18 protein-coding genes and 1 pseudogene are annotated in these 17,076 nt (G+C 70.4%); 6 read left to right on the top strand and 13 right to left on the bottom strand.

The features are described 5' to 3' along the window. A pseudogene (locus WEB03_RS08825) lies at positions 1-307 on the bottom strand (sulfurtransferase); the annotation flags it as partial. 397 nt (positions 308-704) lie between these two features. Between WEB03_RS08825 and WEB03_RS08820 the strand changes: the two are divergent. The 3 genes from WEB03_RS08820 (at position 705) to WEB03_RS08810 (ending at position 3,839) form a co-directional block, all read left to right on the top strand. Beyond that, positions 705-1,211, top strand: coding sequence for a hypothetical protein (locus WEB03_RS08820; protein WP_368070582.1), 507 nt, complete (start codon positions 705-707; stop codon positions 1,209-1,211). A gap of 124 nt (positions 1,212-1,335) precedes the next feature. Continuing rightward, positions 1,336-3,048, top strand: coding sequence for a thiamine pyrophosphate-dependent enzyme (locus WEB03_RS08815; RefSeq protein ID WP_368070581.1), 1,713 nt, complete (start codon positions 1,336-1,338; stop codon positions 3,046-3,048). A 50-nt stretch (positions 3,049-3,098) separates the two neighbouring features. Beyond that, positions 3,099-3,839, top strand: a complete 741-nt coding sequence (locus WEB03_RS08810) for a flavodoxin family protein (RefSeq protein ID WP_368070580.1) — start codon at positions 3,099-3,101, stop codon at positions 3,837-3,839. Between the two features lie 35 nt (positions 3,840-3,874). Here WEB03_RS08810 and WEB03_RS08805 read toward each other — a convergent pair whose 3' ends face one another. From WEB03_RS08805 to WEB03_RS08785, 5 genes are all read right to left on the bottom strand, one after another. Next, complete coding sequence (locus WEB03_RS08805; protein WP_368070579.1) at positions 3,875-5,929, bottom strand: putative bifunctional diguanylate cyclase/phosphodiesterase; 2,055 nt, start codon at positions 5,927-5,929, stop codon at positions 3,875-3,877. A 62-nt stretch (positions 5,930-5,991) separates the two neighbouring features. Beyond that, positions 5,992-6,516 carry a hypothetical protein gene (locus WEB03_RS08800; protein WP_368070578.1) on the bottom strand — a complete coding sequence of 175 codons (525 nt, stop codon included), beginning with the start codon at positions 6,514-6,516 and terminating at the stop codon, positions 5,992-5,994. Positions 6,517-6,675: 159 nt separating this feature from the next. Further along, complete coding sequence (locus tag WEB03_RS08795) at positions 6,676-7,401, bottom strand: NAD(P)H-hydrate epimerase (RefSeq protein ID WP_368070577.1); 726 nt, start codon at positions 7,399-7,401, stop codon at positions 6,676-6,678. Between the two features lie 132 nt (positions 7,402-7,533). Further along, entirely contained in the window at positions 7,534-7,941 is a 408-nt protein-coding gene (locus WEB03_RS08790; RefSeq protein WP_368070576.1) for an AhpC/TSA family protein, read from the bottom strand. Positions 7,942-7,962: 21 nt separating this feature from the next. Continuing rightward, positions 7,963-8,100 carry a hypothetical protein gene (locus tag WEB03_RS08785; RefSeq protein ID WP_368070575.1) on the bottom strand — a complete coding sequence of 46 codons (138 nt, stop codon included), beginning with the start codon at positions 8,098-8,100 and terminating at the stop codon, positions 7,963-7,965. Positions 8,101-8,244: 144 nt separating this feature from the next. Between WEB03_RS08785 and WEB03_RS08780 the strand changes: the two genes are divergently transcribed. Beyond that, the gene (locus tag WEB03_RS08780) at positions 8,245-9,486 is read left to right on the top strand and encodes an alpha/beta fold hydrolase (RefSeq protein WP_368070574.1); all 1,242 of its coding nucleotides are present in this window, start codon (positions 8,245-8,247) and stop codon (positions 9,484-9,486) included. A gap of 30 nt (positions 9,487-9,516) precedes the next feature. Here WEB03_RS08780 and WEB03_RS08775 read toward each other — a convergent pair whose 3' ends face one another. The 7 genes from WEB03_RS08775 to WEB03_RS08745 form a co-directional block, all read right to left on the bottom strand. Continuing rightward, entirely contained in the window at positions 9,517-10,014 is a 498-nt protein-coding gene (locus WEB03_RS08775; RefSeq protein WP_368070573.1) for a hypothetical protein, read from the bottom strand. A 110-nt stretch (positions 10,015-10,124) separates the two neighbouring features. Beyond that, the gene (locus WEB03_RS08770; RefSeq protein WP_368070572.1) at positions 10,125-11,531 is read right to left on the bottom strand and encodes an NAD(P)/FAD-dependent oxidoreductase; all 1,407 of its coding nucleotides are present in this window, start codon (positions 11,529-11,531) and stop codon (positions 10,125-10,127) included. Between the two features lie 167 nt (positions 11,532-11,698). After that, the gene (locus tag WEB03_RS08765; RefSeq protein ID WP_368070571.1) at positions 11,699-12,310 is read right to left on the bottom strand and encodes a DUF427 domain-containing protein; all 612 of its coding nucleotides are present in this window, start codon (positions 12,308-12,310) and stop codon (positions 11,699-11,701) included. Positions 12,311-12,326: 16 nt separating this feature from the next. Next, complete coding sequence (locus WEB03_RS08760) at positions 12,327-12,785, bottom strand: hypothetical protein (protein WP_368070570.1); 459 nt, start codon at positions 12,783-12,785, stop codon at positions 12,327-12,329. Between the two features lie 15 nt (positions 12,786-12,800). Next, positions 12,801-13,130 carry a deiodinase-like protein gene (locus WEB03_RS08755; RefSeq protein ID WP_368070569.1) on the bottom strand — a complete coding sequence of 110 codons (330 nt, stop codon included), beginning with the start codon at positions 13,128-13,130 and terminating at the stop codon, positions 12,801-12,803. A gap of 234 nt (positions 13,131-13,364) precedes the next feature. Next, positions 13,365-13,910 (bottom strand): carboxymuconolactone decarboxylase family protein, encoded by a 546-nt coding sequence (locus tag WEB03_RS08750; protein ID WP_368070568.1) that lies wholly within the window; start codon positions 13,908-13,910, stop codon positions 13,365-13,367. A 131-nt stretch (positions 13,911-14,041) separates the two neighbouring features. Next, entirely contained in the window at positions 14,042-14,701 is a 660-nt protein-coding gene (locus tag WEB03_RS08745; protein ID WP_368070567.1) for a cysteine hydrolase family protein, read from the bottom strand. 120 nt (positions 14,702-14,821) lie between these two features. Between WEB03_RS08745 and WEB03_RS08740 the strand changes: the two genes are divergently transcribed. Further along, positions 14,822-15,736, top strand: a complete 915-nt coding sequence (locus WEB03_RS08740) for a helix-turn-helix domain-containing protein (protein WP_368070566.1) — start codon at positions 14,822-14,824, stop codon at positions 15,734-15,736. Between the two features lie 115 nt (positions 15,737-15,851). Further along, on the top strand, positions 15,852-17,076 hold a 1,225-nt coding region (locus tag WEB03_RS08735; protein ID WP_368070565.1), incomplete at its 3' end, for a DUF3179 domain-containing protein.

The following is a 17,076-nucleotide window of genomic DNA, read 5'->3' as shown; positions in this document are numbered from 1 at the left end:
CCCCGCGGCCGAGCACGCGGCCGAGCAGGAACGCCCCGGTCGCCCCGATCGTCGCTCCGACCAGGGCGGTGGCGGTCCCCACCACGGGGCCGAACAGCAGCCCAGCCCCGATGGTGAAGGGTGCCGCAGGCAGCAGCAACGTCGCAGCGACGGCGTACACCGCGGCGAACACGAACGGACCGGCCACACCGAACCCTTCGAAGAGCTCGCGCAGGGCCTCCACGCCCAGCCCGTCGACCCGTCCCGCGAACACGACCGCCACGGCGACGACCGGCACCAGGACCGCCAACCGGAAGGCCGGGCTCATCAACCGGACGAGGACGTTGCCAGCCCTTCCCGACCTCTGCTCCTGCGCTGCCCCGGCAGGGAGCTGATACGAGCTCGTCCGTGTCTCGCGGTCCAAGGGAGCCTCCACCCGCTCGCGCGCATCTCTGAGCGAACGCGCATCGCCCGGTGTGCCGCCGCTCTAGGCGCGGTCGGGGAGAACGAGAACCCGCTCTTGCGTGCCGATATTCCATCGGGCTCGCGTAACGGGCGCCTCCGTGGAAGACCGCCCGGCGGGCCTCCCTGTAGGCACCCCGGCGGCCTGAAGAGCCGGCGCCGCTCGCTCGCCCCGGCCCATGGGGACGGGTGGTCGGACGGACGGAAGCACCCGTAGACCTGATCCTCTCCTCGGATCCAGTGCGACGCTTGAAGGAGCAGCGATGGGGTGGTCGAGTGAGATCGCGAAGGGCGCTCTCGCAGGAGCGTTCAGCACGCTGGTGATGGATCTGGTCTGGTTCTCCCGGTACCGACAGGGCGGCGGCGAGGACACGTTCGCGGCCTGGGAGTTCGCGACGTCGACGACGTCGTTCGACGAAGCGGCCGCCCCCGGGAAGGTCGGCCGGAGGCTCGCCGATGCGGTTGGCATCGAGCTCGCCGACGAGGTAGCGGGTCGCACGAGCAGCGTGATGCACTGGCTCACGGGAGTGGGGTACGGCATCGGCCACGCACTCCTGCAGGACGGTCGCGGTCTCGCTCGAGCGGGTCTCACGACCGGTGCCGGCGCGTTCGCCAACAGCTACGCCACCCTGGGGGCGATGGGCATCTACGACCCCATCTGGGACTACGACCGGGAGACCCTCACCGAGGACCTCACGGCCCACGTGGCCTTCGGTGCCGCGACCCGGGTCGCCTACCGCGTTCTCACCGACCGAGGTGACCGCGGCTGACTCGGGTGAACCCTCGCCTCCCCCGACGACATCCCTACCCTTCCGTGGTCGAAGGGCGGTACCCGGTCCCGGGCGCCGATCCTGACCTTCCGGTTCGCTCGCCGGGACCGATCCGAGGATCAGCATGAGCACGGTGACCGACGCCCTCCTCGACGTGCTGGCCGACGCCGGCGTTCGCCACGTCTTCGGGGTCCCCGGAGACGCGGTGAACGCGATCGTGGACGGCATACGCAGGTCGGATCGTCTGACGTTCGTGCATGTCCGGCACGAGGAGGCTGGGGCGTTCGCCGCGAGCGCGCAGGCGAAGCTCGACGGTCGTCTCGCGGCGGTGGTGGGTACTTCCGGTCCTGGCGCGGTCCATCTGCTGAACGGTCTGTACGACGCGGCGAAGGACCACGCGCCGGTGATCGCGATAACGGGCGAGACCGAGACCGGTCTTCTCGGCACCGACGCGCACCAGTCGATCGATCAGCCGGCGCTGTTCGCCGACGTGGCGGTCTTCAGCCAGCGGATCGTGCATCCCGGCCAGCTGCCGGTGCTGGCGGTCGAGGCCTGCCAGGCCGCGCTGTCCACCCCCGGTGTCGCACACCTCGCGCTCCCTGCGAACATCGCGCAGCAGGACGTCGCCACTATGGACCACGGCGTCGTGGTCCGACGGGAGCCGCGGACCGTGCCGGCCGACGAGGACCTCGCCGGCGCGCTGCGGCTGCTGGAGGGTGCTGAGGCGCCGGTGGTCCTGGCCGGCATCGGCGTTCGGGATGCGGTCCCTGAGCTCCTCGAGTTCGCCGACCGACTGGGTGCGCCGATCATCAAGACCCTGCGCGGCAAGGACCTGTTCGCCGACGACCACCCGCTGACCGTCGGTGGGCTGGGGCTCCTGGGCACCCGCGCGGCCGTCAACGCCATGTCGGGCTGTGACCTGCTGGTGATGCTCGGCACCGACTTCCCGTACCGCGACTTCTACCCCGACGGGGTCCCTGCGATCCAGCTCGACCTCGCCCGGGGGAGGATCGGGCGGCGCTACCCGGTGCAGGTGCCGCTGGTGGGGCATGCCAAGCCGACGTTGACGGCCCTGCTGGAGCGGATCGAGCGACGCGAGGACCGGTCGTTCCTCGAGGATGCCCAGCAGGACATGCATCGGTGGCGGCGGTGGATGCGCCACCTCGAGACCAACGTCTCCCGCCCGATCAAGCCGGAGCACCTGGCCGCAGTCGCCGGGTCGCTGCTCACCGACGATGCCATCGTCACCCTGGACACGGGCACGGTCACCGCCTTCGTCGCCCGCCACCTCGCGATCCGCGACGGCCAGCAGCTCACTCTCTCAGGCAACCTCGCGAGCATGGCGTTCGGCCTGCCCGCGGCGATCGGCGCGCAGCTCACCTTCCCCGACCGGCAGGTCGTCGCGATGGTCGGCGACGGCTCGTTCACGATGCTTCCCAGCGACCTCATCACCGCGGTCGAGCTCGAGCTGCCGATCACGGTCGTCGTGTTCGACAACCGCAAGCTGGGCCTGATCACCGTCGAGGAGGAGGCGGAGGGCTTCGCGGACCAGCAGACCAGCCTCCCCGCCTGCGACCTGGCCGCCATCGGCGAGGCGTTCGGCGCGGAGGGCATCCTGGTCGAGGATCCGGGCGACCTCGAGCCCGCGCTGCGACAGGCGTACACGTCGGCCCGTCCAACCGTCGTGGACGTGCTCGTCGACCCCGACGAGCTCATCATCCCCCCGCGCATCGAGCTCGCCCAGGCGCTGGGCTTCGCCGAGGCCAAGGTCAAGGAGTTCTTCGGTGTCGGCCAGCGCGAAGGAGGGTTCGATGCCCTCCTCGACCCCCTGCGCTGACGCCTGACCACCCGACCACCCGTCAGCGCGACAAGGAACAGGCCCGCCCGATGACAACGCTGCCCGACGACGCTCCCGCCCGTTACGACGACCTGCGGGCCGTCTACATCAACTGCACGCTCAAACCGTCTCCGCAGTCGTCGCACACACAGACGTTGATGGACCGCTCGATCGCGATCCTCGAGCAGGTCGGCGTCGAGGTCGACGTGATCCGCGCCGTCGACCACCAGCTGCCCCCCGGGGTGCAGGTCGACATGACCGAGGACGGGCCGTTCGAGCGTGACGACTGGCCGGGCCTTCTCGAGCAGGTCCTCGCGGCGGACATCCTCGTCCTCGGCACCCCGATCTGGCTCGGGAGCCCGTCGTCGGTGTGCACCCAGGTCGTCGAACGGCTCTACGCCTACTCCGGTGAGCTCAACGACCGGGGGCAGTACGACTTCTACGGCCGCGTCGGCGGCACCATCGTCACCGGCAACGAGGACGGGATCAAGCACTGCGCGATGACGTTGCTGTTCGCTCTGCAGCACGTCGGCTACACCATCCCCCCGCAGGTCGACGCCGGTTGGATCGGACCGGTCGGCCCCGGGGCGAGCTACGGCGACGAGCCCGAGGACGGCGGCGTTCCCGTCGGGTTCGACTCCAACTTCACCAACCGCCAGACCACGATCATGACGTGGAACCTGCTCCACCTCGCACGCTTACTGAAGGACGCCGGCGGCATCCCGCCCTTCGGCAACCAGCCGTCCCGCTGGGCCGATGGAGAACGGTTCGGGTTCCCGCCGCCGCACTGAGCCGCGACCCCCCTGCCCGCCGCATGCAGGACGGATCAGCCGATGGGACTCGACATCGGCTCCTGTGGGAGCGGCAGGCCACCCGCCAGCCAGGTGCGGACCTCCTCGGGAGGAGCCGGACGGGCCAGGAGGTAGCCCTGGGCCAGATCGAAGCCCAGAGCCGTGACGGCAGCCAGCTGTTCGTGGGTCTCGATCCCCTCGGCCAGGACCTGGATGCCCATCTCCCGGGCCAGGCCGGACACGGCGGTCAGGATCGCCTGTTCGCGGCCGTCGGCACCGCGCCGGTCGACGAAGGAGCCGTCCAGCTTGAGCAGGTCCAGCGGCGTGGTCCGCAGACGTGACATCGACGAGTAGCCCGTACCGAAGTCGTCCAGGGCGATCCGACAGCCCCGCGCACGCAGCTGACACAGTAGGTCGACCACGGCCGCGTCGTCCGCGGCCAACACGGCGGTTTCGGTGATCTCGAACCCGAGGCGGGCGGGATCCGCGCCTGTTCCCTCGAGGCACCGGTCGACCATCTCCAGCAGCCGATCGTTGAGCTGCTGGGCCGAGAGGTTGACGAACACGGTGAACTTTCGATCGGCGGGCAGCTCACGCTGCCAATCGGCTAGCAGCTGACACACCTCGTGCAGGACCCACGCCCCGAGCTGTTCGACCGTGCCGTTGCGCTCCGCGAGGGGGATGAACTCGTCCGGGCCGACGCGGCCGAGCTCGGGGTGGGTCCAGCGGAGCAGCGCTTCTACCGCCACCAGGTCGTCCCCGTGCTCGGCCAGCGGCACGAAGGGCTGGAAGTGCAGGTGCAGTTCGCCGCGCTCGATGGCGCCACGTCGCTGGTTCTCGACCTGGCTCCGGCGCGATACCTGCTCCCGCAGGGCGGCGTCGAAGACGCGGTAGCCGTTCCCGCCACCGCTCTTGACGTGGTACATCGCCGCGTCGGCCTCTCGCAGCAGGACATCGCCATCCAGCACGGCATCGCTGGTCGCCGCCATGCCGATGCTGGCCGACAGGCCGAGGTCGCCCCTGCCCTCCAGGGGCCGTTCGATCTCGTGGAGGATGCGGCGCGCCACCTGTTCGGCCAGCAGGTGGTCGGTGTCCTCCAGGATCACGACGAACTCGTCGCCGGCGAACCGGGAGACGGTGTCGGCCGTCCGGGTGCGGGTGCATGCGTGCAGACGTCGGGCGATCTGGCGCAGGACCTGATCGCCACCAGCGTGACCGAACGTGTCGTTGACGACCTTGAACCCGTCGAGGTCGACGAACAGGATCGCGACGCAGCCGTCGTTGCGCTCGAGACGGGCCAGGCTGTGTTCCAGACCCTCCTCCAAGGCGGTCCGGTTGGGCAGATCGGTGAGCTCGTCGGTGCGCGATCGCTCGTGCAGTCGCCGTCCAGCTCGCCGTGCGATCGGCAGCGACAGCGCCCACAGCAGCAGGAGACCACCGACGAGGCCGGCGTCGAGCGTCCGGCTGAACGCACGCGATGCCGCCAGAGTCGGCGACTGGTCCTGGTGCACCTCGACGACCAGCGGCTGCTCCGCACCGAGGTCCAAGGGCACGAACGTCCGGAGCGTGGAGGCAACGGGCGGTTCATCCACCAGGTGAGGCGCGGATCCGTCGAGGCTGAACGCTCCCGTCGCGGTCGCCCGCGTGCGGAGCTGTTGCTCACCCCCCGCAAAGCCGTCGAGGAGACCGGCATCGTCGGCGGCGACGACGCGGCCCGCGGGGTCCCAGACGACCACGTGGTAGACGGCATCGTCGAGATCGATCACGTAGCGCTGGAGCTTGCGCGCCAGCTCGACCCGGTCAGCTCGGGGTGCCTGACCCGACAGGTCCGCGTCCAACAGCATCGGCCGCAGCACGGCGTCCGTCACGAAGACCGCGTGGAACTCCGCATGGTCGTGGAACTGTCCCTCGACCAGGCGCTGGACGAGGAAGTGCAGCACCACACCCACCAGCACGAAGACGATCGCCGAGCGGACCGCGAAGACCCACACCAACGACCGCCGGGGGCCGCCACGACGCAGCGATCGGCCCGTCGACATCACCTCGAGCCCATCGGCGTCAACGATCCAGTCAGCCCGTCCGGCCTGCACGGTGGTGCGACCACAGCTCTTCCTCCTGCAGGCTCCTCATCGGTCGGTCAGGGCCGTCGGCGTCAGGCGATCGCGGTGTAGACGAGTGCGACGACCGCGCCGAAGACGACGTGCCCCATCACGAGTCCGACGGGGGTCATGGGTCCGTAGTTCCACGCGAAGAGGCCGGGTTCGATGAGGGTCGTCTCACCGCCGGCGAGGATCAGCACGTCGCCCTGCGCCTGCGTGGTGGGTGTGGGAGCGATCATCCGGGGGTGCATCGAGCCCATCATCGCCATCGCCAGACCTGCGACGATGCCGTGGCCGAGCCCGACGAGCGCCCCGGTCAGCAGGCTCACGTCGTCGAAGGCCGTGAACAGCGCGGCGTAGCCGATCCCGAACACGATCGTGCCCATCATCACGACGTGTGTGAGGAACCCGATCCGGTTGGCCTTGTCGCGGTCGGCGGTGAACATCGTGCCCTGGATCAGGGCCATGGAGGGCATCTTGGTCATGCCCATCGCGGTCGCGCCCCGCATCATCGCGGTCATCGCGATGGTGCCGGCGAGCCCGGCCACGAGGGCGGCGAGCAGGTCGAAGGTGATCATGGCTGTACTCCTCTTCGGTGGTGGCGATCACGGGTGGCGATCACGGTGCCACGGTTCTGCAGCCGGCGGGGACCGCGTCTGGCGTGTTCGCCGTGTGGAAGCCCCCACCTACTGAACCAACCGGCTGAACCAACCGGCCTCGGCCTCCTTCCCTTCCACTCACGGCGGTTCAGCGCACCTCCAGGATCGTCCCGGCCGCGAAGGGGCGGCAACGTTGATGCCGAACCGGGCGTACACCGACGGCGGTACGGCGATGTCGGCCGCGAACAGCGCGCCGACCACCTCGGTTGCCTGCCGGAGCCCACGCTTCGGCAGCGCCAGGGTCAGGGTCGCGTCGGCGACGGTGCACGGTGTGCCGGCCCGTCCCGTGGTCGGGTCGAGCCCGCTCGGGGTGTCCAGCGCCAGCACCGGCGCCTCGCGTTGGTTCGCCCACCGGATCAGCTCGGCGGCACGTCCGTGCGGGTCGCCGCTGATGCTGTAGCCGAGCACCGCGTCGACCACGAGGGCAGGATGCCGCGGCGCCGTTACCACCGGCACCGACATGCGGCGGAGGATGTCGAGCTGGTGGGCCGGCGCCTCGGTCATCGCCTGGGGCGCGGACAGGACCACCTCGACGCCGACGCCGCGGTTGGCGAGGTGGCGGGCGGCGGCCAGCCCGCCACCGCCGTTGCCGCCGGGACCCGCCAGCACCGTGCACGTCGCGGGCCGGTACCGGCGGATCGCCAACTCGGCGAGGTGGCGCCCGGCGTTCTCCATCATCTGCAGCAGCGTGATGTGCAGCTCGTCGACCATGATCCGGTCGACCTCGCGCATCTGCTCGGTGGTGAGGTCGGGTAGATCAGCCTGGGGGAACGTGGAGTACCCGTCCGGCACCGCGTCGCTCACCGTCGTCCCTGTCGCTGGAGTGCCGTCGGACCGTTCCGGCGGATCCCGGTCGGTCGGCGACACCCTGCTGGCAACCTGCGGGGTGACCCGCGACTTCCCGCGCCGGCCTCGCACCGGTGACCTCGGCTCGCCTCAGGGGCCGACCCGCTTCGCCGCTGCCAGCAGCTCCGCAACCGGCGGACGGTCGTCCCGTACCTGCGGCCGGGCGTAGGCGATCCGCCCCGCACGGTCCAGCACGAAGTCCCCGCCGAGCTGGAGGGAGTCGGACCCACCGGCGCGGAGCCGGTCGCCCGCGCGCAGCAGCCGCCAGTAGGTCCGGTAGACCGCCGGGTCCAGCCAGATGTCCCGGCGTCGGGCGCGGTGAAGGCCCCAGGCTCGGTAGCTGGTCCGTGCTCGGTCGACCGCGACCTCGAAGGGAAGGTCGTCCACGTCGATGTCGGCGAACATGGTCCGCCGTAGCAGCTCCGGGTCGTCGAACACGACGAACACGGCCACCGCACCGATGGCCTCCCAACGGTCCCACCGTTGCCGCACCTTCACGAGGTGCGCTCGACAGATCAGTCAGCCGGCGTGGCGCAGGAAGGACACGAGGACCGGGTGGCCGTACCAGCCTGTCGACACGATCCGCCCTCCGGTCAGGGTGGGGAGGTCGAGCGCGGGCGCGGCCCCACCGGGGATCGCAGCAGCGGTCGTGGTCATGGGGCACCTCACGGGGTCCGATGGTCGGTGGGGGAACACCCGTATCGACGGAACCCTTCCCTCGACGGCCCGTCGCGGCGACCATCGACGGAACAGTCCCCAGCCACCTCGGGTTCTCCCGAGGCCACTCCAGCGAGGATCATCATGCCGAGGACGACGACCTGCTCCTTCACCAACGATCGTGACGAACAGCTGTCGGGACGGGTGGAACACCCCGACGGTCCGACCCTCGCGACGGCCGTGTTCGCCCACTGCTTCACGTGCTCGAAGGATCTTCGCGCCGCGCGCAGGGTGAGCCGGGCGCTGGCCGACCGAGGCATCGCCGTCCTGTCCTACGACTTCGCCGGCCTCGGCTCGAGCGAGGGTGACTTCGCGGCCACCACGTTCAGTTCCGACGTCGACGACCTCGTCGCTGCCGCGCGACACCTGACCGACACCATGCAGCCGCCCAGCCTGCTCGTCGGCCACTCGTTGGGCGGGGCCGCCGTCCTCATGGCCGCGGCGCGGCTGCCTGGCATCGAGGCCGTAGCCACCATCGGCGCCCCCGCGGATGTCTCGCACGTGCGCCACCTCTTCGACGACGTCGAGACGATCCGGGCGGACGGACAGGCGACCGTGTCCCTCGCCGGGCGTCCGTTCACGATCTCCGCGGCCTTCGTCAACGACCTCACCGAGCATCACCTCACCGAGACCGTGCGGTCGTTGGACGTGGCGTTGCTGTTCCTGCACGCCCCGATGGACGACACCGTCGGCGTCGACAACGCCCGGAGGCTGTTCGAAGCAGCACGCCACCCCAAGAGCTTCGTCTCGCTCGCGGATGCCGATCACCTGTTGCGCGACGAGGCCGACGCGAGCTACGTGGCCGAGGTGATCGCGTCCTGGGCCGGCCGCTACCTGCCGGCCGTCCCTAGCCTCGGCGCAGCCGTCCAGCCGTCCCGACCGCCCGGCACCTACGACGACGACACCACGTCCGCGCGTACGGCCGCGGGGTTGACGACCGAGATCTCCACGCGCGGGTTCCGGCTCCTCGCCGACGAACCCTCCTCGGTCGGCGGTGGCGAGACCGGCCCCACCCCGTACGACTACCTCGCTGCCGCGCTCGCTTCCTGCACGTCGATGACGTTGCGGATGTACGCCGACCGCGAGGGCTTGCCGCTGGAGGCGGTAGCCACCGAGGTCCGCTACGACCGGGTGCACGCTGACGACTGCGCCACCTGCGAACACACCGAGGGACGGATCGAGCGCTTCACCCGCACCGTGACCTTGGACGGTGAGCTGGATCCGGTGGCACGGACCCGCCTGCTCGCCATCGCCGACCGCTGCCCGGTCCACCGCACGCTCAGCGGACAGATCGAGATCCACACCCGTGCCGGCGGGTCGGACTGAGCGTGAGGGTGGATGCCCTGACCGGCCCGGTCATCTGCCCTGCAGGGCTCGGAAGGCCGCACCGGCCACGAGCCCGAAGAGCAGGTGTGCGGAGAGGTCCTTGGCGAGCACCTGCGTGTCGTACTCCCAGATCGGTTGGTAGACGCCCATCGCGCCCAGCGTCGCGTAGCTGTTGGCGAACGCACCGACGCCGGTCGCGAGGCCCCCGACCACCGGACCACGGCGCGGGAACACGAGGCCGTGCGCCGCGCCGTAGCCCACGCCGGCCAGCCAGTGCATCACGTTGGTGGTCAGGCCCGCCGTATGGTCGGGCAGCGTGACCCCGAGGGTCGAGGCGAGCTTGTGGCCGACCTGGCCAGGGGCCGACGCCTCGTCGAAGGAGCTCGTCGAGGTGGCGAACTCCCACCCGGCGAACGTGTCCTCACCACCGCCGCGGCGGTAGCGGCGGTACCAGACCAGGTCCATCGCCAGGGTGCCGAGGGCACCTGCGACCACCCCGGTTGTGAGCTTGCGGACCACGGACGTCATGCGAGACTCCTGTTCGACTCGTTGCCAGAGGAACCCGCCCGAGCCGTGGAACCGTCCGTCCCGGTCGAGCCCCGCGGTTCACGGTCGAGGCAGCCCCGCCGCCCAGTCCGTCACGAGATGCCGCGGTCGGCCTCCAGCAGCCGGAGCCACACCTCGCTGATGGTCGGGAACGCGGGCACGGCGTGCCAGAGCTGGTCCAGGGTGATGCCGGACACGATCGCGATCGTCGCGGCGTGGATCATCTCGCCGACCCCTGGGCCGGTGAAGGTCGCCCCGACGATGGTGCGGGCCTCGCGGTCCATGCGGTCGACGACCAGTTGGGCGGTCCCGGACACGCCCTTGCCCAGCAGCGCGGCGCCGGCGACGTCGCCCACACCGTAGGTGAGGGCTTCGACGTCCAGGCCCTGCTCCCGGGCGGCCGCGAGGGTCAGACCGACCGCCGCGACCTGCGGATCGGTGAACACCACCCGGACCACAGCCTGGTGATCGGCCCGCGCCTCGACCTGTTCGCCGGCGAGGTGGTCACCGACCAGGCGCGCCTGGTACTTGCCGTGGTGGGTCAGCAGCGCGCGGCCGTTGACATCGCCGACCGCGTACAACCACCCGCCATCCACCCCGGTGGCCCGCAGCTGATCGTCGGTCGCGATGGAACGGCCGGGTTCGAGTCCGACCGTCTCGAGACCGAGGTCACCGGTGTTGGGCCTGCGGCCGGTCGCCACCACGAGCTCGTCGGCGACGAGTTCGGTCCCGTCGGCGAGCGTCAAGGTGACCGGACCGTCACCGTCGCGTTCGGCACGGACCGCCTCGGCGTCGACGTGGACCGTGATGCCCTCCGCCTCGAACGCGTCCCTCAGCTGGGCGCCGACGAACGGCTCCTCGGTGGCGAGCAGCCGGTCTGCCATCTCGACGACGGTGACCTCCTCGGCGCCGAGCCGACGGAAGGCCTGGGCCATCTCGACGCCGACCACGCCCCCGCCGAGGACCAGCAGCCGCGCCGGAACCTCCTTCGCGGTCGTGATGTCGCGGCTGTCCCACACCGAGATGTCACGCAGCCCCTCGACCGGGGGGATCGCTGCCGAGCTCCCGGTGGCGACGACGACCCCGCGACGGGCGGTGAGCGTGCGGACCGTGCCGTCCTCGGTGGTCACCTCCACCGTGCGGTCGCCAGCGAGCCTCCCCTGCCCGCGGACGAGCGTGGTACCCGTGCTCTCCACCCACTGGACCTGATACTTGTCGTCCCAGTTGGAGGAGAACGAGTCGCGCGACCGCAGCGTCGCGGCGACGTCCACGTCCCCGGTCACCGCCGGGGCAGCACCGGGAACCCGACGAACCGCAGCGAGGGCCTCACCCGGTCGCAGCAGCGCCTTGGACGGCATGCACGCCCAGTAGGAGCACTCCCCACCGACCAACTCACGCTCGACGAGCGCGACCTCCAGGCCGTTGTCCCGTGCGTACCAGGCGGCGTTCTCGCCAGCTGGGCCACCGCCGATCACGATCACGTCGAACTCGTCGCTCATCTTCGATCCCTGTCGTTGGCGTCTCCAGCGGTAACCCGGCTCGGTCCGTCCGTCATCCCTCCCACCGGATGCCGCGGTCCGGCCCGTCGGCCCGACCGCGTACCCACGACAGGGTGACCGCGATGGTTGCGTCGGAGGCATCGTTGATCCGACCGTGGCCGACACGCTCAGCCCGCGCGCCCGCGGACGCAGCAACCTGAGGGACAGGGAAGGTGCTGGCGGCGAGAGGTGTTCCTTCGGTACGAGGCGCCGGCGCGACCTCCGGCGTCGGCTTCATCGCCACCTCTCGCACCCGTTCGTGCGAGCCGGGCACTGTCGCGGTCCCGCGGCGGTGGAGGTGGCAGGCGGCTCCGACGACCCCGCGTCGGGGCCGCCTCCCCGGGGCCCGACACGGGGCGGTCCCCGAACCGTCGTCTGGAGCTCGGCCGAGGACCGACACATCGACGGGGCTCCTCCTCGGGGAAGTAGTAGACCGGCATCAGACCGGTCTCGTGGAGCAGCTTCACCCGCGAGCTCTGCGCGACCGTCTCGCCAGCGACCACGACCCGGACACGGCGCGGACTGTCCTCGGGGTAGAGGACGTGCGCGGGCGCGTCGTAGGTGAAGTTGAACGCGCCCGCGGGGGCACGACCGAAGGGGCCGGTGCCGACGGTGAGCGCCATCGTGTGCTCCTCGGTGTGACCGGGCGGGATCGAGTCGGGCGTAGGCGTCGAGGGGAGGTCCAGATCGGTGCCGACCAGGTGGTTGAAGTAGATGGTGAGGATCCTGGTCGACGGCACGGCCCGTCGGCTCCGGTCAGCCCAGGAGAAGCCAGCCGGCGAGCACGACGAGCAGCCCGACCGACGTTGCCACGGCGTGGCCACGACGATCGCGTGGGAGCCAGCCGAACAGCGACGCGACCTTCCCGGCGACCAGCATCGGCGGCGCAGCGCGCGCGAGGTCCCGTGCAGCCCCCGGGCCCGCCACGCGGAGGACGCCGTCGATGTACCCCATGGAGGCGAGCAGGGGCCCCACCATCCGGCGGCTCTCCGAGCGGCGTGGCGGAAGCCCTGCAGCGACGGACGCGATCGCGGCGTGGAGGCCCCGCTCGTCGCTCGCCCAGATGGAACGGAAGAGGAGTCGGCCGTCGGAGCCGACGAGGTAGGCCGCGTTCGGCTTGGGATCGAGGGCGGTGTGCAAGCTGCCGTCCAGGTCGTCGACCGCAACGGTGAACCCTCCCCCGAGCTGCTCGTGAAGGTGGCGCGCCTGGTCCACCTTCTCGTCCAGAGTTTAAGCCTGGCCGAGACGACCGCCGGGGTGCGCTTCGCGGACCTGCACGAAGACGAACGGGACGCGGTCCCCGAACTCGTCCTGGAGCCGCTGGAGTGGACTGGCTGCAGCGGCGGTCATGGGGCAGGTGTTCGAGCCGAACACGAGGAGATACGGCCCATCGAACCCACCGAGATCCAGGGAACCACCAGGTTCGACCGTCGACAGGCGTAGCTCGGGGACCAGGTCACCAGGACGGGGACTGCGCGGATCGAAACGCAGGTCGGCCAGCATGTGGCGTAACTGGAAGCGCTCGTACCGGTAGTCCGACGTGACCGTGTCCGATGTCATGGGAGCTCCTGCACTCGGTCCGTGATCTCTGTGGTTGCAGAGGAACCCGGATCGGTCGCCATCGCTTCCCTGGCGGGGCTGTCCGTGGCGCGGCCGATGCGAGGTGCGGGCAGGCGTCCGCAGTCCAACTTCGGACGCCGGAGCCGTAGGTCTTCACGCACGCCGAGAACCAGCAGCTGATCCAGCTGCTGCCGCGAGCTCCTCGGGGCTGGGAGCCCCGAGGAGGTCTCGCACTCAGTCGAGAGCGGGTGCGGCCGGTAGATCGAGCTCGGTACCGACCAGGTGGTTGAACCAGTTGGTGAGCACGGTGCGGACGACGTCGGCGTAGGCATCGAGCAGTTCGACGTCCGACCAGCCGGCGTCGAGCGCGGCCTGCCAGGTGTCGTCGGCGACCTCGCCCTTGTGTTCGGCCAGTTCGCGTGCGAGTGCGAGCAGCGCGGTGAGCTTGTCGTCCTCGTCGACCGCGCCCTTGCGGATCTGGACGGTCTGCTCCTCGCTGAACCCCTGCGCCTTCGCCGAGCCGGTGTAGGCGGCTTGGCAGTAGTCGCACTGGTTGACGTTCGCGATGGTCAGGTGGATCGCCTCACGCGTGCGGCGGTCCAGGTTCGAGCGCTCCCCGAGCAGCTCCTCAGCGGCGTCGTAGAGACCCATCACGGCCGGTGAGTGCGCCATCGCACCGAAGATGTTGATGGTTTTGCCGACACGCTTCGACTGCCGCTCCAAGGCCTCCTTGCTGGCTTCTGGGGCACTGTCGATGTCATGGATCGGGACTCTTGCCACGGGCTTCTCCTGGGTTGGTCGGACGTTGGGTAGCGGGCCGGAAGTGCTGGACCGGCGAGGGGAGGGAACGCGTCGACCTGGGCCGACCTTCCACCCGAACGGCCAGGTGGAGCCGTGTGGCCAGCCCGGTCTCACGCCGAGCGCAGTGCCTTGACCACGTCGTCGGTCGTTACGACGTCGCTGGCGATGTAGCGGAAGTTGGTCAGCGCGGCGGCGTAGCCGTCCCCCAGCTCGGGGTGCTTGGCGGCTGCCGTGGCGTCCCCGATGACCGACACCTCGAACCCCTGCTCGGTGAGCTCACGGAGGTGGGACTCGACGCAGAGGTTGGCCGACATCCCCGCCAGCAGGACCCGCCGGACGCCGCGCTTGCGCAGCTGGAGCGCGAGGTCGTTGCTCTCCGGTCCGTAGACCTTGTGCGGGCTGGTGATGACGGTCCGTCCGTCGGTGAGGAAGGGCTTGAAGCTCTCGAGCCAGTCGGCCCCCGAGCCCTCGAAGCCGTCCAGCGTGAGCGTGCCGGCGCGGTCGAACATGCCGATCTCGTGCATCATCGTCTCGAGCGTGCCCCCGAACTGCCACTGGTGGTCGCTCGGGTAGTAGTAGTGCGGCGAGATGAACACCGGGAGGTCGCCGTCCTGCGCGGCCCGGAACAGCTGCTCGAGGTGTTCGACGGTGCGGTGCTCTTCCACGCTCTCCCCCACGAGCTCCCAGGTGGCCCCGTCCGGGCTGAGGAAGTCGTTCTGTGGATCGGTGACGACCAGCGCGGTGTCGGCGGTGGAGATCTCCACGGTCATGCCTCCTGTCGGTGCGGCCCGGTCGCTCCGGGTGCCCCATCACCGTGCGCCGCCGGACGTGTGGAAGCGTCCGGCGGCTGTGCGGGTTCATCCGTACGGCCCCGACCGAAGGGACGGCCGATGATCGACCGGTTGCTCGAGGATCTGACGCTGGACGTCGAGCCGTTCGCCAGGTGCGTGGTCTCATCGGGCTGGCGCCTCCGTCTGAACGAGGGCGAGGGAGCGACCCTGCACTTCGTCCTGTCCGGTCACGGGAGCTTGCGGCTCCTGGGTGGGCATCAGTTGGCGCTCCGCCCCTACACCCTGGTGGTCGTTCCCGACCAGCGAGCTCACACGCTCGAGGTGCCACCGGTGCCCCTGCAGGAGGTCAGACCGGGACCGGCGGAGGCCGACGGCGCGGGTCTGCCCGAGCATGTGGCCGGGATCGACGGCGACCGCGAACTGCTCGTTGCCTGTGGCCGTGTGGATGCCACCTACGGGCGGCGGCTGGCGTTGTTCGGTGTCCTCGACCGGCCGATCGCGGTCGACTTCACCGGCTCCGAGGCCATGGCACAGCTGTTCCAACGGCTCCTGGAGGAGAGCACCGGGCAGGCGCTGGGACAGGCCGCCATGCTCCGCGCCTCGATGACCCAGTGCCTGGTCCTTCTGCTCCGGCGGCTCGTCGAGGAGCGCGCCGACGTGCCGCTCTGGGCACAGACGACGCAGGATCGGACGATGGCGGAGGTCGTCGCTGCCGTGCTGCGCGCCCCAGGCGATCCGCACAGCGTGGAGTCCCTGGCCCGGCTCGCGCACCTCGGCCGCTCAGCTTTCGCTGAACGGTTCGTGACCACGTTCGGGCGAACGCCCATGGCCTTCGTGCGCGAGGTCCGGCTCGAGCGGGCGGCCGAGCTGCTCAGCAAGACGACACTCGACATCGCGACCATCGCCCATCGAACGGGTTTCGCGAGCCGTAGCCACTTCTCACGGACATTCCGGGACGCGTTCGGGGTGCCGCCCGCCGAGCACCGCCGTCGCACAGCACGCCCCGCCGCTTGAGACGTTCGGCAAGTGCACGGAAGACCGCGCGAAGTCGCAGGGTTCCCTCGGTCCCCCAGACCTTCATCTGAGCGGTCACCACCGGACCGGTCGGCACGTCCACGAGGAGGACGAGATGCCCAGGACGACCCATCTCACCGTCGCGAGCGCGGCCATCGCCCTCGTCGCCGCCGCCTGCGGCGGAGCCACCTCCGAGGACACGGGCGCGACGGCACCCACTTCAGGCGGCGACGAGCACCGCGGTTGCGTGCCGCTGGCAGAGTTCGAGAACGGTGACGTGCAGAACGCGTCCCACGACGACGTCGCGTTCCCCTGGGACCGGCCGGATCCGGTGGTGCTCGACGGGTTCGACTTCAGCCAGGTCATCAGCGGCGGACCGCCGCCGGATGGCATCCGTCCGATCGACGAGCCGTGCTTCGACGACGTCGCGATCGCCGACGAGTGGCTCGAGCCGCAGAGCCCGGTGATGGTTGTCGAGGTCGGTGAGGACCGGCGCGCGTACCCGCTGGCGATCCTGACCCAGCACGAGATCGTCAACGACGTGGTCGGCGGCGAGCCGCTGGTGGTCACCTACTGCCCGCTGTGCAACTCCGGGCTCGCGTTCGAGCGGACCGTCGACGGTCAGGTGCTCGACTTCGGCACCTCCGGCCGGCTGTTCCAGGCCAACCTGGTGATGTACGACCGGCAGAGCAAGACCCTGTGGACCCAGTTCACCGGCAGAGCCGTCGTCGGCGAGAGTTTCGTCGGTACCGAACTCGAGCGCGTGCCCACCAGCCTGCTGGCGTGGGACGAGTTCAAGGCGGCCGTGCCCGACGGTGTCGTGCTGTCCCGCGACAGCGAGCCGGGCCGCGACTACGGCCGCAACCCCTACACCGGCTACGAGGACCGCGGGGACCAGTTCCTGTTCCAAGGTGACCGCGACGACCGGCTCCCGCCGAACTCGCGCGTGGTCGGTCTCGGCACCGACCGCGACCCGGTCGCCATCCCGCTCGATCGCCTCAGCCAGGAGGGCGTGGTCGAAGTGGACGTGGACGGCCGCCCGGTGACGGTGTGGTGGGCACCGGGCCAGGCGAGCGCCCTCGATAGCGCCACGGTCGACGGCGGTCGCGACGTCGGCTCGACCGCCGCCTTCGTCCCCGTCCTCGAGGACGGGACCGAACTGAAGTTCACACCACTCGACCAGGACGAAGGCACCTTCCGCGACGAGGAGACCGGGTCGACCTGGAACCTGCTCGGAGAAGCGATCGACGGCGAGCTCACCGGCACGAAGTTGCCGCCCGTCTCACGCGACGACACCTTCTGGTTCGTCTGGTTCGCCTTCCAACCCGACACCGTCATCG

The sequence above is a fragment of the Nitriliruptor sp. genome (assembly GCF_040882075.1).
Taxonomy (GTDB): domain Bacteria; phylum Actinomycetota; class Nitriliruptoria; order Nitriliruptorales; family Nitriliruptoraceae; genus Nitriliruptor.
This window is presented reverse-complemented; position numbering and strand designations above follow the sequence as displayed.

Coding starts and splice junctions, on each gene's coding strand:
- WEB03_RS08820 (WP_368070582.1), top strand. CDS start 705: ATGGGGTGGTCGAGTGAGATCGCGAAGGGCGCTCTCGCAGGAGCGTTC.
- WEB03_RS08815 (WP_368070581.1), top strand. CDS start 1,336: ATGAGCACGGTGACCGACGCCCTCCTCGACGTGCTGGCCGACGCCGGC.
- WEB03_RS08810 (WP_368070580.1), top strand. CDS start 3,099: ATGACAACGCTGCCCGACGACGCTCCCGCCCGTTACGACGACCTGCGG.
- WEB03_RS08800 (WP_368070578.1), bottom strand. CDS start 6,516: ATGATCACCTTCGACCTGCTCGCCGCCCTCGTGGCCGGGCTCGCCGGC.
- WEB03_RS08785 (WP_368070575.1), bottom strand. CDS start 8,100: ATGACCACGACCGCTGCTGCGATCCCCGGTGGGGCCGCGCCCGCGCTC.
- WEB03_RS08780 (WP_368070574.1), top strand. CDS start 8,245: ATGCCGAGGACGACGACCTGCTCCTTCACCAACGATCGTGACGAACAG.
- WEB03_RS08775 (WP_368070573.1), bottom strand. CDS start 10,014: ATGACGTCCGTGGTCCGCAAGCTCACAACCGGGGTGGTCGCAGGTGCC.
- WEB03_RS08770 (WP_368070572.1), bottom strand. CDS start 11,531: ATGAGCGACGAGTTCGACGTGATCGTGATCGGCGGTGGCCCAGCTGGC.
- WEB03_RS08755 (WP_368070569.1), bottom strand. CDS start 13,130: ATGACATCGGACACGGTCACGTCGGACTACCGGTACGAGCGCTTCCAG.
- WEB03_RS08745 (WP_368070567.1), bottom strand. CDS start 14,701: ATGACCGTGGAGATCTCCACCGCCGACACCGCGCTGGTCGTCACCGAT.
- WEB03_RS08740 (WP_368070566.1), top strand. CDS start 14,822: ATGATCGACCGGTTGCTCGAGGATCTGACGCTGGACGTCGAGCCGTTC.